This window comes from Nitrospirota bacterium (genome assembly GCA_016194305.1).
In the GTDB taxonomy this organism is placed as follows: domain Bacteria; phylum Nitrospirota; class Nitrospiria; order JACQBW01; family JACQBW01; genus JACQBW01.
In genome coordinates this window covers 86,445-102,523 of sequence record JACQBW010000016.1, presented here as the reverse complement: position 1 = coordinate 102,523, position 16,079 = coordinate 86,445, and the positions used below count along the sequence as shown (strand labels likewise).

The following is a 16,079-nucleotide window of genomic DNA, read 5'->3' as shown; positions in this document are numbered from 1 at the left end:
GAGGCGTATAGCGTCTCCTGCGTTTCCTGAGCGTTATTGGTTCCCCTTACCGAGGTCTGAATTAAAAAATAGTTCGTTTGAAAGTACCGGCTGCTGGTTCCAGCGGGAGGCGCTCCGGTTGAAAGATAACTCACGGTCGATCTGAGCTGAGCCGCCGGGAAAAGTGTACTTAATGACGTCGTTCCCGGAAGTCCGGGATCGGTGATGGTAATACTTGAAAGGGTCGTTGGAAATTGAATCATATCGAATGTGGTCACATTGGCGATCGCATTCTTGGTCACCGCATCCGCTGTATAAAATGCCTGCATTCCGGTCTTGTAGCTACCCGCCATCGACATGCCGGTTGTTGCCGTTTTTATAGCGACAAATCCGATAATCGTAGCCAGAAGCAATAAGATGAGGGTAATCATCATAATTGAACCTTTTTCATTCAATTCGATCTGATTCATTCCTCTTTTCATTTCAGACTCCTTCAATCCGAAAAAATTCTTAATTTCGTAAAGCTACAATCACATTGACCGTGCGAGCCCGTTTTACGCCGCTAAGTTTTGAAATCTGGTTACTCGTTTCGCCATTAATCGTAAAATTGACAGATGCGATCAGGCCTAACTGACCCGCGGTGGGAGCAGAGGTACTGGTCCCATCCGTCAAAGTGTAATTAAGGACCAGACTCTTGACATTCCTGCTTAATTCCATCGCTCCACTTACAAAATCGGTCCGGGTTAGCGTCGTGGTACCCGCCGAAACAGAATAGACGACCGGTGTATAGCCCGAAGACGAAACCCCGGGAGAAACCACCACATTTCCCACGTTTAAAACACCGGTTGAAAGGTTGCCGGAAAAGGTCAGGCTGTTTCCAGGTCCGATAGCGGTAATTTTATCACCGGCATTTTTTCCCATAATGACCGACTTTGTCCGGATGTCGACCACGTTATAAGGTTGACTCATCTGGAATCCCGAAGTGGAAGCCACAGAGAATATAAAGACATTCGCAGAAGGATTTGAAAAGTTTGCGGAAGTCACAAAAGTGGACGAGGTACTTGAAGCCAGGTTTAAAGAAATTGAACTGGGGGTTGCCGCAGCGATGACATTAATTCCCTCCCCTAACCCAACACCGTAACCGGCATTGCGTATATCGCGAGTCAGTGTTTCAGCCGCGCTCCGGATGTCTTCCTGCACCGTGGCCACATCTTCCTGCGTCTGATACGAATTAAACTGGCTGGTAAAAGTTGCGAATACCGCTGTCAGGACAATGGCAAAGATCGCCACGGTGACCATGATTTCTGTCAACGTAAAACCTGAATTATTTCTTAATACGGGTTTATTCGATTCCATAATTAAGGAACCATCCTTCCTACCAGTGTCACCTGATGGCTGGTCTTATCACTCCATTGAACATTTAAAGTTATGGTTCGAATGCCTAATGTCGGACTATCCGTCGCGACCGAATATTGTCGGGTATAAACAATCCCGTTGAAGGTGGTATCCGGAATTAAGGAGGGGTGATTCACCACCTCCGTGCCTGCGGTATGAGTTCCTGCCGTCAACGAAGGGTCTGCGGCAGAGCTATAAGTCTGGAGCTGTTCAAGCGCCTGCTGACCAAGAAGCGTACCGACACTCATCGAAGAGGAATTCTTGTTTCCCGCGATCGCAGTCGTTTGAAGATTTGCCGCCATCAACAGGCCCATGGCCATGACAGCCAGCGCAATGAGGACCTCGACCAACGTAAAACCGTTTTGACCAGATTGATTCAGACGAATGGACATTTTAGTTTCCCAATTATTGAATTAAAGCGTGTCCTGCCATGTTAATGGATATTTGTTTGGTCTCACCGTAGCTGCTTGTAAAAACAAAATTCCCGGGTGTCGTCGTATGCGAAAATAGCGGAGTACTTCCCGAAGTATCCACCGTAGATACAAAACCTGTACGTTGAAATATTGGAACAATCGATGTCGCAGTGACCGAAACACCGGTATAACCTAACGTACTTAAATCATAGGTACTTTGGACCGTAAAGGGAGGATTGATACCCGCATTCACCGCATCTGAAAAGGCAATATAGTTTGTCGGTGGAACAATGACCTCCAACTGGGTCGACGTATTGGGGAAGATGGCATATTGGGTCCCTTCTTTGATCGCGGATACCCGGATTCCCTTCATAACAGAATAGATTTCCCGTGTCGCTCCGTTTAACCGTTGATGCGCGATAAATCGATTGTACGATGGAGCTGACAACGCCGCTAAAACACCAATAATGGCGACAACAATCATCATTTCGATCATTGTAAACCCCTTGTTATTCATTAATTTATTCATTAATTTATTCATTGCGTTTTTTTCCATGTAAAACTTTCGTTGCTAAAAAGACAAAATGCAACTGGCGTGCCAGGATATGTTTTATAAAAACAGATAATACTCAATGACTTATACATATTTTAAAAATGATCCCTCTCTTTTTCATGGAAGCTTCGGTAAGGGAGCTCTTACCCATTTGTCTATTCCAAACCATATTCTTTTACCTTGAGATGGAGCGTTTTGAAACTGATCTTAAGGATTTCAGCGGCTTTGGTCTTGTTCCCTTCGGTCTGTTCCAATACCCTCTTGATGAGTTTCGACTCCACTAACTTGCCCGCCCGGGCACTGGCTTCCATCAGACCCCCTCCTAAAGGAAGTTCTTGCGAGAGCTCTCCATCCCTGAAGGTTTCGAGCGTTCTTAGCCCTAAGTGGAGAGGTTGAATCTCTTTGTCGGAAAGGATGACCGATCTCTCGATGCTATTTTGAAGTTCGCGGATATTTCCCAGCCAGGAATGTTCCTGTAGCTCTCTTGCCGCCGCCTCCGAAAGGGTTTTTACCTCTTTCCTCATCTCTTTGCAGTAGTAGTCGATAAAATATTCCGCCAGAGGGAGAATATCTTCCTTTCGCTCGCGAAGCGGCGGAATCACTATGGGAAACACATTTAAACGGAAGTAGAGATCTTCCCGAAAGGTCTTGTTGGCAATTTCCACATTGAGATCTTTATTGGTTGCGGCGATAACACGAACATCCACTTTGACCAGATGAGTGCCGCCAACCCGCATCATTTCATGCTCCTCAAGAACCCTGAGGAGTTTCGCCTGGAGGCCGAGGTCCATGTCTCCAATCTCATCAAGAAATAGCGTCCCCTTGTCCGCAAGCTCAAACTTCCCCAATTTCTTTTCAGTCGCCCCTGTGAACGAACCTCTTTCATGTCCAAAAAGTTCTGATTCCAGCAGATCTTTTGGGATTGCCGCACAGTTGAGCGCGATAAAAGGGGCATCTTTTCGCGGACTTAATATGTGGAGCGCCTTGGCGATCAGTTCCTTTCCGGTTCCGCTTTCTCCTCCCAGCAACACCGTGGTCTTGTTCTGCGATACCTTTTTCACAATCTCCAGCATTTCCATTAATTTAGGGCTTTTTCCGATAATTTTCGGAAAATTCAAATTTTCTGAGTATTCGTCCTTCAAGAACATCTTTTCCGATAACAGTTTTTGACCTTCCAACGCCTTTTTAACCAGAAGGAGAAGGTGGTCCGGTTCAAATGGCTTGGTGATGAAGTCAAATGCCCCGTCTTTCACCGCCCTGACCGCTGTTTCAACGGTTCCAAAGGCTGTCATCAATATCACCGGCACTTCGGGCCGGGTCTCTTTTACCAGCGTCAGGATGTCCAATCCGGTCTGGTAAGGGAGTTTCAGATCGCTAATGACCAGATCGAAGCGATTTTCCTTGAATTTGGCAACTCCTTCCCTCCCGTTGGCGGCCCATGTCACTTCGTAACCCTCTGTTTTCAGGGCGGTCATAAGCATTTGAGCCATGCTTTCTTTATCTTCTACTAGCAGTATCGCAAACAAAATAATCCCTTTCCTTTTTTATGGAGTCCTGTTCTGTATAAGGATAGCATATAAAAAAAATTCCGCTTGGCCCACCAGAGGCTGGATTAATGATAGTCGAAGAAAGATTGTTTGAGATTCCGGGCAAGACTGAAGAGAGAGAAATCTCCTTCAGTTATTGAACCCAATGGAAAGGGATTCACTGGCACGCGCGGCTGCGATTTTGGTTCTCGCCGCCCTCCGTTCGCGGCTCGCCACGGCATTTTAGGCCATGGATGTGGCGGCCGCGAAAGGGCCTGTTCACCCTATCTATTGGGTTCAACAGCTTGGCCCACGTTCCTCTGAGCCGTTTTCCTCGGTCGATTCTTGACAAAGGTCCAATCGAATCCCATACTTATGAAATGGAGAAATATTCATCGGACGAACTTGAAAATAAAATAAGTGAGATCGGTGGAAAAATCATCGAGCGTTTAAATCAAAGGCCGTCTCTTCTGTCAGCGCTCACCCGCAACCATCTGACAGATAGCCTGATCTCACTCTCTTTAAAGAATAATGCTCTTAGATCTTCTCTTTTCCGTTTTATCGATGTCCTCCCCTCTCTGAAATCAGATCAGGAGGTGATCGCCGTCTTTCTTGAGTATCTTTCAGAGAAGTTGGACCAATTTCCGGCGTCATTTCGACAGGGATTGAAATGGGCCGAGAAGGGAACAGTCCTGAATCCCATTGCCGCCCGTTCGATTCGTTCCATGGTGGAATCCCTCGCATCCAGGTTTATTTTAGGAAAGAACTTTAAAGAGGCCATTCCCGCAATTTACCGACTTCAGAAGAGCGATAGAAGTGTTTCCGTTGACCTTTTGGGAGAAACCACGCTTTCCAGTTCCGAAGGAATCGCCTGCCAGAACCATTATCTTGAACTGCTGGAAAAATTACATGAGTTCCCATCCGAACGAAAAGGAGCCCAGATTTCGGTGAAACTCTCTTCCTTGAATCACCGGCTCAATCCTGCCGACTGGGACAATACCATCCGAACGTCCGTGGAACTGCTTCGGCCCATTTTTGAAAAGGCCAAAGCGCTTGGTGTTGCGGTCATTCTTGATATGGAATCGCATTATCTTAAAGATTTGATCATCAAGACGTTTACAACCTTGCTGGAAGAAGAATCCTTTCGCGAAAAACCGCATGCCGGAATTGCGATTCAGAATTATCTGGCGAGATCGCCTGAAGATTTGAATGGTCTTGTAAAATGGGCGGAATCGCGTAATCGCCCGATCATGATCCGCATGGTGAAAGGCGCATACTGGGATTATGAAATCGCTCAGGCTTTGCAGAAGAATTGGCCGATTCCGGTGTTTCTCAATAAAGGAGAGACCGATTTACAGATTGAAAAGGGGGTCGAATTTCTACTCGGTCATTCTCCATTAATCAGGACGATTATCGGAAGCCACAACATTCGCACCCTTTCGTCAGCCATCGCCATAAATGAACTTTCCGGATTTACCAAAGACCACCTTGAAATTCAGATGCTCTACGGCATGGCTGATCCGCTCCAAATAGCCCTTGTCGAGCTGGGACATTCTGTTCGAATCTACGCCCCGACAGGTGAAATCCTGCCGGGAATGGCCTATCTGATTCGTCGTCTAATGGAAAACAGCGCAAACCAATCTATTCTTACGACGACTTTTACTGGAATATCTGTTACGCCTGATGCCCTGAATTCACCGTCTGCCTCGGATCCGGTTAACCATCGCTTCCCTTTCACTTTTCAACCTCTCTTTAAAAACGAACCCCCTCTCGACTTTTCCGATCAGAAAAAAAGAGAGGCCATAGAGTCAGAGCTTAAACAGGTCATTTCTGGATTGGTGAAAGAGATTCCGAACGTCCCACTTGTCATCCATGGCGAGAAAGTCAACTCCCAGCGGACACTGAAATCCGTTAATCCCGCAATGCCGTCCCAGGTACTAGGCAAAGTTTCCCAAGCCGGAATTAACGAAGGTCATTCGGCAGTGCAAGTGGCTTTAATGGCATTTCAAGATTGGAAGAAAAGCGTTGTCGGCGAACGGGTTGAACTCCTGCGTCGCGTTGCCCGTCATTTTCAAAAAATCCGTTCTCATCTCATTGCGCTTGAGATCCTGGAGGTGGGTAAGAACTGGATAGAAGCAGATGGAGATGTCTGTGAATCCATTGATTTTCTGAATTATTATGCCAATGAAATGATTCGGCTTGGCGGCCACTATAGCAGGAGAGATCTTGTCTCTTCATATCCGGGAGAGAACAATCAGCTCCTGCTTCAGCCGCTTGGCGTGGTAGCGGCAATACCCCCCTGGAATTTTCCTCTCGCCCTCTCTACCGGAATGATCGCATCCGGCCTGGTTGCAGGAAATTGCGTAATCTATAAACCGTCATCCCTGAGTCCGATCCTCGGATCCAGGCTGGTTGACATTTTTCTGGCAGAAGGGGTTCCTCCAGGTGTTCTACAATTTCTTCCTGGTGAAGGAAAAGTAATTGGGGAATTTTTGATTCGACACCCCGAAATTCCGCTGATCACATTTACCGGTTCCAATGAGGTGGGGCGTCATATTCTCGAGGTCACTTCGAATATCCAGAAAGGGCAGAAGCATTTTAAGAGAGTCATCGCGGAAATGGGAGGGAAAAACGCAATCATCATCGATGAAAGCGCCGATCTGGATGAAGCAATCCAGGGTGTCACCGGTTCCGCATTTGGTTTCCAGGGGCAGAAATGCTCGGCCTGTTCCAGAGTCATTGTCCACCAAGGGATTTATCCGGAGTTTGTCCGAAGGTTAAAAGAAGTCGCCCGCGATCTCATCAGAGGCGACCCGCAATCTCCTTCCACCGATATCGGTCCGGTTATTGACCAGAATGCGAAATTGAAAATTGAATCGTACATTGCAACGGGACAAAAAGAGGCCGATACGGTTTATATTCGCGAAGGCAAGGAGCCAGGCCATTTCATCGGTCCGGCCATTTTTGAAAATGTTCCGCTTGATTCGCCACTTTCCCAGGAAGAAATATTCGGCCCCGTGCTCGCTCTCTTTAAGGCCGAAACGTTCGACCATGCCCTGACGATTGCCAACGATTCACTTTTTGCTCTCACAGGAGGGGTCTATTCAAGAAAACCGTCACATCTGGAAAAAGCGAAGGATGCATTTCATGCCGGAAACCTTTATCTCAACAGAAAGATTACAGGTGCCATGGTGGGTCGCCACCCCTTTGGCGGATTTAACCTTTCCGGAATGGGAATGAAAACAGGTGGTCCCGATTATCTTCTCCAGTTCATGCAGGTCAAGTCGATCTCCGAAAACTCCTCACGCCGCGGATACATCCCTGAATAGAAACGGTAATTCCTAAAATAAAACAGGGTCGAAATACTAAAGTTTCTCGAGTCGATCTAAAGCCGGAGACCGTTTGTACTCTTCTATTACGAATTAATTCCCATGGCACCTCTCATGATTCGATGAGCGAACGTTCGTGAAAGGACCGATCGGGCATGACGAGCAGATCGAAAGGGGGAAGCCCCACTGGCCTTTGCCTTGTAAGGTCAAGCGGGAGGGGGCATGGATACCCCCGCCGATCTCCGCTGTCGCGGAGAGCGACTGGAACGACAGAGAGCAAGCCAATGCCCGGTCTTTTAAAATTCTCTCTATTTTAGCCGTTTGATCGCTTCGAGATTCTCCGGATCAATCGTAAGGACTTTCTGATATCGCCTGACCGCCTCTCCCCTGTCTCCGGCCGATTCGTAATTTTTCGCTTGAAGCAGATAAATTTTCACCTGCCAGCCGGCGTCTCCGGTCACCAATTGTTCGGCCCGGTCAAGAAGCGTCAGTGACTGCCGATAATCTTTTTGCAGGAAGCGCGCTTCGGCAAAATAATAGTACGCTGCGGCATTCTCGGAATCGAGTCCGATCGCCTTTTCAAAACGATCCATCGCCTTTTTCAATTCTCCCTGCTCCAGTTCCCCCTTCCCTTTTTCCGTGAGATGGAGCGACGCCATCCTTCGCGGGGAGTCTTCCCTGGAATTCCTGTTTTCGCTCCCTGACAGAGGCGGCGCGGGCGGGGGGAATGAAAGGGGCGGCGGAGAAGAGACTTCGCGGACCGGTGCACAGCCAACTACATAAAGAGAAACACAACAAAAAAAGATTATAAACCTTACCTGATCAATTCTCACGAACGTTTTTTCCTCCATTTAGCTTGCCTGACAGAGTGGTTGAAGTTGTCTTCGCTCCAACGACGCCGAAAGACATCCTCATCTTAAGCCGCCTCAATGGTTGAAGGATAACCGCATTTCGCCGAATCTCCGTTCAGACGACTTCAACCGCTCTTTCGAGAGTCAGTGTTTTTCACGTCAGGAATGGTTCGCTTTCCCGGCGCAATTCACCGTCGGTTCCGTCCCTTCAAGAAAAGCCTCTGAGATAAATTCCGATCCGCATTCCGGAACCCATGGAAGACCCGTAGTCGGAACCACCTTAAGCAAACGGACCTTGGGAGGAGCGACAAATTCTGAATTTGGAAATTCTTCGAGCGCCTCCTTCATAAAATCAACCCAGATTGGAAGTGCGGCTGCAGCTCCCGTCAGATTCAATTTCTCTCCCTGGTCAAAACCGACCCAGACCAAGGTGAGAAGATCAGGGGTATATCCGACAAACCAGGCGTCATTGTAATCATTGGTTGTCCCGGTTTTGCCGGCGGCTTCCCAGGGAAACCCCATTTCATGAACCCTTTTTCCCGTTCCACTTTCAATGACTCCTTTTAAAAGGTGTGTTACCTGAAAGGCCGACTGTGGAGAAACCGCCTGCCTGACCTCCAGATTTTTCCCTTCCATGATCTTATCATTGGCGTCGGTGACCATCTTTATCGTCTGAAGCTCCGGCCGGATTCCCTGATTGGCTAATGCGGTGTAGGCTGTCACCATTTCGAAAGGGGTGACTTCATATGAACCGAGTGCCAGCGACGGAGTCGCTCGCAACGGACTCTCGATTCCGAGATTTCGGGCAGTCTGAATGATATTCTCAAGACCTACCTTCATCGCGAGCTTGACAGTCGGGACGTTCATCGAATTTTCAAGCGCTTTTCTTACAGTCACTATACCATGAAATAGCTGGTCATAGTTTTGAGGCGACCAGCTTTTTCCATCAAACGTCAGGGTCACTGGAGAGTCTTCAATCAAGCTGGCCGGGGTGATGGATTCGGAAGAACTATTTTTCAATGCCTGTTCAAATGCCGTTAGATAGACAATCGGCTTAAAGATCGAACCGGGCTGACGATGCGCCTGGGTCACACGGTTAAACTGGTTCGTCTGATAATTTCTCCCGCCGACGAGTGCCACAACCTGCCCGGTATGGGGTGAAATTGCGATCAAACATCCTTCAAGCTCCTGGGAGGAATCGGAATGCTTCAACTGCGGAAAAGTGTTTTCAAGAACGTTCAAATCCTTTTTCAATTGTTGATCCGCTCTCTTTTGCATTTCAACATCAAGTGTTGTGAATATTTTTAATCCTTCGGTATTGATCAGCGAAGAGGAATAATTGGCCGATAACTGCTGTTTAACCAGATCGGCAAAAAAAGGGGCCGCATGTCCGCCTTCAGGTGTTTCGCGAATCTGGATCTTTTCGGACATTGCCGTACGAAATTCATTTGTTGAAATCCATTTCAAATCGAGTAATTTTCGCAACACCACATTACGGCGTTCGATCGCTCTTTTAAAATTCTTGTGCGGATCAAGATGATTGGGTGCCCGGATGATCCCGGCCAGCAGGGCCGATTCGCTGATTGAGAGTTCATGGACCTCCTTGTCGAAATAAAACTCGGCCGCTTTTCCGATGCCGAATATGCCGACAGAACCCTTTTGTCCCCAGTAAATTTCATTTAAATAGATTTCAAGAATTTGCTCCTTGCTGTATCGCTGTTCGATGAGAAGCGCCATCAACGCTTCATTTATTTTTCGAGTAAAGGTTCGTTTCTGATTGAGAAAGAAATTCTTTACCAGTTGCTGCGTCAGCGTGCTCCCTCCTTGAACAATTTCACGAGAGCGGAGATTCGTGAAAAGGGCTCTTAGGATACTCTTTAAATCAATGCCATGGTGTTCATAATAACGTTCATCCTCAATCGCAACGATTGAGCGAACAAGAACGGGAGGAATTTCATTGAGCTTTCGAAGCGTTCGTTCCTCCCAGCTGTTTTCAAAAAAGCCGGCAATGAGTTCAGGTTCCAGCTCCTGAAAATAAATCTCTTCTCCTGTATCAAGCCGCGACATTTTCAAAATTTTCCCCTGGTCCAGCCCCAGTTTCAGAGGAAACCCCTTGAAAGGCTCTCCCGGATAAGGAAAATCATGCAGAGATATGACAATCTGGCTGCCTTCAAACGTATATTCCCCTTTTCCCTTCAACTCTCCCTGGTTTAAACGATATCCCAAACGATTCAATCGTTCCACGAGGTGACTCCCTCCTATCATCTGGCCGGGATAGAGTCCAAACGGAGCGGAATAAACTTTCGACGGGAGATTCCATTTTTTCCCTTCAATTTTGGTGGTAATAATGACTTTTAAATAGAAAAGATAGGCAAAAAATGCTAGGATTACGCCTGCTATTAAGAATGCATAACGCTTTTTTTGTTTCGTCAATCAGTTCCCCTTTTTTTGAATTGGATTTCTGAAAAAGGACTTAAAAATTGAATAAGAAAGGCATGGAGTGGGTTCGTCCAGTCTGCTTGAAGGTTCGCCGAGAATTCTCATCGTCGATGATGAAGAAAACATCCGCGATATTTTGGAAAAAATTGTTCATGGCTTTGGCTTCCCGCACCAGTCGGTCAGAAACGGTTTCGAAGCAATAACCCTTTTAAATCAGGAGCCATTTGATATCGTCCTCTGCGATGTTCGAATGCCCGTTCTTGACGGGTATCAACTGATCAAATCGGTTCTCCCCTCACAGCCACATCTGGCTTTTATCATGATTACCGCGTCAGCCGACGCTCAAACGGCCACAAAAATGTTTCAGGCTGGAGCGATTGATTATATCATTAAACCTTTTCAATCCCAAGAGATACGTGAAACGCTGACACGGACGATCGAAAAGCAGAAAAAGAAAATCGAAGACAAGAACTATGTCAAGACGATGGAGGAGAGAGTTAACGCCCAGGCCAACATGCTGACTGATGCCCTGAAGATCGTCGACACTTCTCACAGGGAAACACTTGAGGCGCTTGTCAACGCCCTCGATGCACGTGAACATGAGACCCAGGCTCATTCCAAACGGGTCAGGGACTATACTCTTTATCTTGCAAAAAAAGCGGGGATCGACTCGCATAATCTTCAAATCATCGGACAAGGCGCACTGCTTCATGACATAGGAAAAATCGGCGTGTCAGATGCCATCCTGCTAAAGCCGGGAAAACTGACTTCTGAAGAGTGGGTGGAGATGAAGAAACATCCGCAGATCGGCTATTCCCTGTTAAAGGATATCCCGTTTTTGAGAGGAGGATCTGAAATTGTTCTTTCTCACCAGGAGCGGTTTGACGGCACCGGATACCCCAGAGGACTGAAAAAAGACAAGATTCCTCTTGGGGCAAGGCTATTTGCTATTTGTGATACATTTGATTGTATCACTTCGAACCGGCCGTATCGGAAGGCGTTATCGATGGAAAGGGCGGTCGAAGAGATCAAGAGTCATGCGGAGAGTCAGTTTGATCCTGAAATTGTCTCAGTCTTTTTAAAAACCTCCCTTGATGATTGGGGGAAAATTAAAGATCGATCTTACTCCCTGAAGGTGCCGGACTTCTCCCATCCCGATTGATTCGCTCCCCATTTTCAGATATACTGAAGGTATGGCCGATTCCTCTTCCCAACCGCATCAAATGCCCGGAGAAACTTCAAAACGATTTCTCAATTTTCAAAATGAATATGAAGCCGTCCGAAATTCAGCCGCGCTTTTTAATTTCAGCCCGTACGGCAAAATCAGCGTCAAGGGGAAGGATCGTGTCAAATTTCTGCAGGGAATTACTTCAAATGATATTAGTACTCTTGCCGAAGGATCGTCTCTTTATACCCTCTTTCCGACAGTAAAAGGGAAAATCGCTTCGGAAGGGAGAGTCTGTGCGTATCCGGATCATCTTCTCGTCATTCTCCATCCCGATCTGAGAGAGAAAACGCTCCTTATCCTCAAAAAATTCAAGATCGGATCTGATGCGCAGTTGGAAGATCTGACTGAAAAATTTTCCCTCTTTTCCGTTCAGGGACCCCGGTCTGGGGAAGTCCTTCGCAAATTGATCCAAGAAGCCATCCTTGACCTTCTGCCCTTTCATTTTAAGTCGTTTCTAATAGGAAATGTGCCGGTTGAGGTCCATCGAAACGATTGGACGGGCGAAATGGGGTTTGATCTTCTCATTCCCTCTCCCCATGGCGAAATATTTTCGGCTAAACTGCTTGAAATCGGCTCACCTTTGGGCCTGACCTCTGCCTCAGCGGAAACGTTCGAAACGATTCGTGTCGAATCGGGAATTCCGATTTATGGAAAAGAGCTTTCAGAAGAAATCCTTCCCCAGGAAGCAGGCCTGGAAAAAACGGCTGTAAGTTATACCAAGGGGTGTTATATCGGACAGGAGACCATTGCAAGACTCCACTACCTGGGACATGCCAATCGGGCTTTAACGGGATTCTTCTCCGATCAGGTCATTCTTGAAAAGAATGCGTCCATATATTCCGGAGATAAGAACATCGGCCGGATCACCAGCTCTCTTTATTCTCCTTTCCTCCGTCGAGGAATCTCGCTTGGCTATCTTAATCGCCAATTTCTTGAGCCGGGGACGACGGTTGAAATTGGCCTTCCCAATGGAAATATTAAAGCCGAAGTGACTTCCCTTCCCTTTTACAAACATCATGAAAAGAAAGTTGTTTAATGAGAAGACATTTCTCGAGGAACTTTAAGAACGGAAACACAATCTGCTTGCGCGATGTTTTAATACAGCGAGCCATGCGAGCAAGAGGGGAAGCTTCAACGGTTTTTCCGTTGAAGGGGGCGACGTAAGCCCCATGAAATAGCCATGGAACAAACTCTTCTCCTAAACGCAACCTACGAGCCGCTGCGGGTCCTGTCATGGAAAAAAGCACTTATTCTCTTTTTCCAGGGAAAGGTTGAAATACTCGAAGAATATAGTCGTGAGATTCATTCAATCTCTTTTAGTATTAAGCTCCCTTCAGTAGTCAGACTGCTCTATCATATCCGGCCCCATCAGAATCATCGCGTAGTCAAATTCACCCGGGTGAATATATTTACAAGGGATAAACATACGTGCCAATATTGCGGGAAAAAATGCCGTACAGAGGAGTTAACTTTTGATCATGTTGTTCCCATTGCCAAAGGAGGGCGTAAAACCTGGGAAAATATTGTGACAGCCTGCATTCGATGCAACCATTATAAGAGCGGCAGAACGCCGGAAGAAGCGGGAATGAAATTGATTAAGAAACCGGTCAGGCCTAAATGGAGCCCTTCGCTGACCATTACGATTGGAATTAAACATACGCCTGAGACATGGAGGGATTATTTGTACTGGAACATGGAATTAGAGCTGTGAACCGCCGATAACGGGCCATTTCCGGAATTTCTAGCCTAAACTCACTCCTCGAGGTCTTCTTCGGGCAATTCCAATACAATCCAGTCTTCCTCGATGGTCACCGGATAAGTATCGACACAGTAAGTCGGCTGATTGGATGACTTTCCTGTTTTCAGATTGAATTTCCAGAAATGAAGCGGACAGATAATCGTCTCCCCCACGCGTAATCCTTGACCCAAAGAACCTCCACTATGTGGACAAATATTCGAAATGGCGCGAACTCCCTGTTCAACGTGAAATAGCGCAATTTCAAATCCCTTCAATTCAATGATTTTTACGCCCTCTTTAGGCAGATCGGATAATTTGAAAACTTTAGACGATGTCATGAAGAGTAAAAAAAAAGGAGGAATTAGATTCCTCCCATCTTTAATCCTGTTATTTTCTGAAATTCAGTGTGCCGCTTCTTCTGGATGAAGCCTGTCCTTTTTGGCCAGCAAGTCTTCTTTGCTCTCGGGATGAGCGGGATCGAGTATGCAACAATTATCAATGGGACACACTTCGGCACATTTTGGCTGATCGTGAAATCCTACACATTCCGTACATAATTCATGCGAAATCACATAAATATCTCCATTTTCCCCGTGTCCAGGTGTTACGGGATGGCCCTTCGATTCCGCTTCAGTCCGATTTTCAAAGATTGCCTCGTTTGGACATTCCGGCAGGCAAGCGGAACAGGAGATGCATTCATCTGTAATATATAAAGCCATCTTTTTAATCCTCCATTGGCTAGTTTCGATTCGTTTTAACCTTAGAACTGACGCGTAAATTCCCGCTTTTGTCAAAAACAAGCAGATTTTCATTATAAAAATTATTCCTGGCGAAATCAATACAAAAAATTTATTTTTTTTGGGCAATGATTCTCGCGGTTATCTTGTTATTTTCGCCCACACCTTCCTCATAATAATGAATCCTGAAATCCTCAAAAAAATGAAGAAGCTCATTATGTTCAAAACAAAATTCTTTTCTTCCGGGAGAGCCATGCTTCAGATGTTGATCAATGAGAAATGTTTCGTAGACCACGAATCCCTCTTTTTTAACGGCAGACCGGATTTGAGGCAGAAGGTTTCGTTGCAGGTAGAAAAAACAGATCACCAGATCATAGGAGTCTTGAGCGAGAGCAATTTTTTCAAGATCGGCTTCAATAATATTGACCGAAATATGATTCCTGGCGAATACCGCTTTTGAATCAGAGATGGCTTCTCTGGATAATTCGATTCCGTCGACCTGATAGCCATTCCGGGCGAGAAAGAGGCTGTTTCTCCCTCTTCCCATCGCCACGTCCAGCGCTTTGCCTTTCTGCTGATACAATAGGATTTTCTTCAAAAACAATGACGCTTCTTCCATTATTTCTCGCCTTAAATGAATCGAATGAATGGGGGAGGCTGTTGCAAAAAAAATACATATCCCCTCTGTTCAGGTGGCATTCCTACAACAGCGGTACTTTTGAAATATAAAATTTATTATAAAAATCAAATATTTATGTTAATAAAAATTCTAGCACAATAATTGCTTTAAGTTATTTTTAAATAAGGGAATTTCCATGGCACACTATCAACAAACCATTTCAAAATCAATCGAAATCGAAGGGATCGGATTACACTCTGGGAAAAGAGTTCGAATGACTCTGCTCCCTGCGCCCCCATTTTCTGGAATCTTTTTTGTATCAGCACAAAAAAAGAAAGAGATCCGGCTTAAAGCTTCGGTTCATCATATCACAAAGACGACCTTATCTACCACTCTGGGAATTCCAGATTCCGCTCAGGTCCACACGGTCGAACATATTCTTTCCGCCCTTTATGGTTTAGGCATCGATAATATGACCATTCGACTGGATGACGTTGAAATTCCAATTATGGATGGAAGCGCTCTCCCTTTCGTAAAGCTTATTTCTGAAGGAGGTATTGTAAAACAGAGCGGGAAAAGATCATTTTTGCGTATTTTAAAATCGATTGAAATTGAGGAGAATGAAAAGTCAATTTCGATTCACCCTTGTCCGGAAACTAGAATTAGTTATTCGATTGAATTCAATCATCCTATGATTGGCAAGCAAGAATATGATTTGATTCTGACCCGCAAATCTTTTGTTCGCGAGATCGCCGCTGCCAGAACATTTGGATTTTTAAACGAATTTGAAGAATTGCAGAAACAGGGCCTGATTCAAGGCGGGTCGCTTGAGAATGCAGTGGTTATTGATCAGAACAACCTTCTCAATAAAGAAGGCCTACGGTTTCGCGACGAATTTGTCCGGCATAAAATTCTTGACCTGATTGGAGATTTTTCTCTTCTTGGGCATCCTCTTCAAGGCCATATCATTGCTCATCGTGCCGGCCATGCTCTTCACGCCAGGTTAATGGCAAAAATTCTAGAAGAAAAAGAGGCGTGGGATCTTGTTGAAACTCAGTCAGACCGAAAAATCCCGGAAAAGCCAAATCTCCCTTCCGAAGCTCTTCTTATTTCCTGATCGCCTTTCTTCTCGATTCGTTCTCCCCAACCAGGCAGGTCATTTCATATCGTCATGAAGTCCATTCGGGTCGCATGAGAAGAAAATTGCTGGGAGCTTTTGCGCCGGCTCCCAGCAATAAACATTAAAACTATTTTTTCTTTGTTGTTTTCTTT

General features: G+C 46.0%; 16 protein-coding genes. 6 read left to right on the top strand and 10 right to left on the bottom strand.

What is annotated here, in order from left to right; genetic code table 11:
* The 5 genes from HY200_06405 to HY200_06385 form a co-directional block, all read right to left on the bottom strand.
* Window positions 1-461: hypothetical protein (locus tag HY200_06405; GenBank protein MBI3594575.1), on the bottom strand; the 461-nt coding region annotated here is incomplete at its 3' end.
* A gap of 28 nt (window positions 462-489) precedes the next feature.
* Window positions 490-1,335, bottom strand: a complete 846-nt coding sequence (locus tag HY200_06400) for a prepilin-type N-terminal cleavage/methylation domain-containing protein (protein ID MBI3594574.1) — start codon at window positions 1,333-1,335, stop codon at window positions 490-492.
* 2 nt (window positions 1,336-1,337) lie between these two features.
* Window positions 1,338-1,766, bottom strand: coding sequence for a prepilin-type N-terminal cleavage/methylation domain-containing protein (locus HY200_06395; GenBank protein ID MBI3594573.1), 429 nt, complete (start codon window positions 1,764-1,766; stop codon window positions 1,338-1,340).
* Between the two features lie 13 nt (window positions 1,767-1,779).
* Entirely contained in the window at window positions 1,780-2,304 is a 525-nt protein-coding gene (locus HY200_06390) for a prepilin-type N-terminal cleavage/methylation domain-containing protein (protein MBI3594572.1), read from the bottom strand.
* A gap of 191 nt (window positions 2,305-2,495) precedes the next feature.
* A complete protein-coding gene (locus HY200_06385; protein MBI3594571.1) occupies window positions 2,496-3,830 on the bottom strand; it encodes a sigma-54-dependent Fis family transcriptional regulator in 1,335 nt (444 codons plus the stop codon).
* Between the two features lie 341 nt (window positions 3,831-4,171).
* Between HY200_06385 and HY200_06380 the strand changes: the two genes are divergently transcribed.
* Together HY200_06380 and HY200_06375 are read left to right on the top strand one after the other, a co-directional pair.
* Window positions 4,172-7,195 (top strand): bifunctional proline dehydrogenase/L-glutamate gamma-semialdehyde dehydrogenase, encoded by a 3,024-nt coding sequence (locus tag HY200_06380; GenBank protein ID MBI3594570.1) that lies wholly within the window; start codon window positions 4,172-4,174, stop codon window positions 7,193-7,195.
* 136 nt (window positions 7,196-7,331) lie between these two features.
* Window positions 7,332-7,520 carry a hypothetical protein gene (locus HY200_06375; protein MBI3594569.1) on the top strand — a complete coding sequence of 63 codons (189 nt, stop codon included), beginning with the start codon at window positions 7,332-7,334 and terminating at the stop codon, window positions 7,518-7,520.
* On the opposite strand, the gene HY200_06370 is transcribed toward HY200_06375, so the two are convergent.
* Both HY200_06370 and HY200_06365 read right to left on the bottom strand, forming a co-directional pair.
* Window positions 7,504-8,028: a tetratricopeptide repeat protein gene (locus HY200_06370; protein ID MBI3594568.1), complete on the bottom strand. Its 525-nt coding sequence runs from the start codon at window positions 8,026-8,028 to the stop codon at window positions 7,504-7,506. The two genes, HY200_06375 and HY200_06370, sit on opposite strands and share 17 nt — an antisense overlap.
* A gap of 177 nt (window positions 8,029-8,205) precedes the next feature.
* Entirely contained in the window at window positions 8,206-10,479 is a 2,274-nt protein-coding gene (locus tag HY200_06365; protein MBI3594567.1) for a PBP1A family penicillin-binding protein, read from the bottom strand.
* A 67-nt stretch (window positions 10,480-10,546) separates the two neighbouring features.
* Between HY200_06365 and HY200_06360 the strand changes: the two genes are divergently transcribed.
* The 3 genes from HY200_06360 to HY200_06350 all read left to right on the top strand — a co-directional run bounded on the left by HY200_06360 (window position 10,547) and on the right by HY200_06350 (window position 13,424).
* The gene (locus tag HY200_06360) at window positions 10,547-11,647 is read left to right on the top strand and encodes a response regulator (protein ID MBI3594566.1); all 1,101 of its coding nucleotides are present in this window, start codon (window positions 10,547-10,549) and stop codon (window positions 11,645-11,647) included.
* 31 nt (window positions 11,648-11,678) lie between these two features.
* Complete coding sequence (locus HY200_06355) at window positions 11,679-12,749, top strand: aminomethyl transferase family protein (protein MBI3594565.1); 1,071 nt, start codon at window positions 11,679-11,681, stop codon at window positions 12,747-12,749.
* A 144-nt stretch (window positions 12,750-12,893) separates the two neighbouring features.
* Window positions 12,894-13,424, top strand: a complete 531-nt coding sequence (locus HY200_06350) for an HNH endonuclease (protein ID MBI3594564.1) — start codon at window positions 12,894-12,896, stop codon at window positions 13,422-13,424.
* Between the two features lie 41 nt (window positions 13,425-13,465).
* On the opposite strand, the gene nirD is transcribed toward HY200_06350, so the two are convergent.
* The 3 genes from nirD to HY200_06335 form a co-directional block, all read right to left on the bottom strand.
* Entirely contained in the window at window positions 13,466-13,789 is a 324-nt protein-coding gene (gene nirD / locus HY200_06345) for a nitrite reductase small subunit NirD (protein MBI3594563.1), read from the bottom strand.
* Between the two features lie 63 nt (window positions 13,790-13,852).
* Entirely contained in the window at window positions 13,853-14,170 is a 318-nt protein-coding gene (locus HY200_06340) for a YfhL family 4Fe-4S dicluster ferredoxin (protein MBI3594562.1), read from the bottom strand.
* 130 nt (window positions 14,171-14,300) lie between these two features.
* On the bottom strand, window positions 14,301-14,807 hold the full coding sequence (locus HY200_06335) for a class I SAM-dependent methyltransferase (protein ID MBI3594561.1): 507 nt from the start codon (window positions 14,805-14,807) through the stop codon (window positions 14,301-14,303).
* 196 nt (window positions 14,808-15,003) lie between these two features.
* Here HY200_06335 and HY200_06330 point away from each other — a divergent pair, with 196 nt between their 5' ends.
* The gene (locus HY200_06330) at window positions 15,004-15,924 is read left to right on the top strand and encodes a UDP-3-O-acyl-N-acetylglucosamine deacetylase (protein ID MBI3594560.1); all 921 of its coding nucleotides are present in this window, start codon (window positions 15,004-15,006) and stop codon (window positions 15,922-15,924) included.
* Window positions 15,925-16,079: the final 155 nt, after the last annotated feature.

Coding starts and splice junctions, on each gene's coding strand:
- HY200_06400 (MBI3594574.1), bottom strand. CDS start 1,335: ATGGAATCGAATAAACCCGTATTAAGAAATAATTCAGGTTTTACGTTG.
- HY200_06385 (MBI3594571.1), bottom strand. CDS start 3,830: ATGGCTCAAATGCTTATGACCGCCCTGAAAACAGAGGGTTACGAAGTG.
- nirD (MBI3594563.1), bottom strand. CDS start 13,789: ATGACATCGTCTAAAGTTTTCAAATTATCCGATCTGCCTAAAGAGGGC.
- HY200_06330 (MBI3594560.1), top strand. CDS start 15,004: ATGGCACACTATCAACAAACCATTTCAAAATCAATCGAAATCGAAGGG.
- HY200_06355 (MBI3594565.1), top strand. CDS start 11,679: ATGGCCGATTCCTCTTCCCAACCGCATCAAATGCCCGGAGAAACTTCA.
- HY200_06395 (MBI3594573.1), bottom strand. CDS start 1,766: ATGTCCATTCGTCTGAATCAATCTGGTCAAAACGGTTTTACGTTGGTC.
- HY200_06350 (MBI3594564.1), top strand. CDS start 12,894: ATGGAACAAACTCTTCTCCTAAACGCAACCTACGAGCCGCTGCGGGTC.
- HY200_06340 (MBI3594562.1), bottom strand. CDS start 14,170: ATGGCTTTATATATTACAGATGAATGCATCTCCTGTTCCGCTTGCCTG.
- HY200_06390 (MBI3594572.1), bottom strand. CDS start 2,304: ATGAATAACAAGGGGTTTACAATGATCGAAATGATGATTGTTGTCGCC.
- HY200_06335 (MBI3594561.1), bottom strand. CDS start 14,807: ATGGAAGAAGCGTCATTGTTTTTGAAGAAAATCCTATTGTATCAGCAG.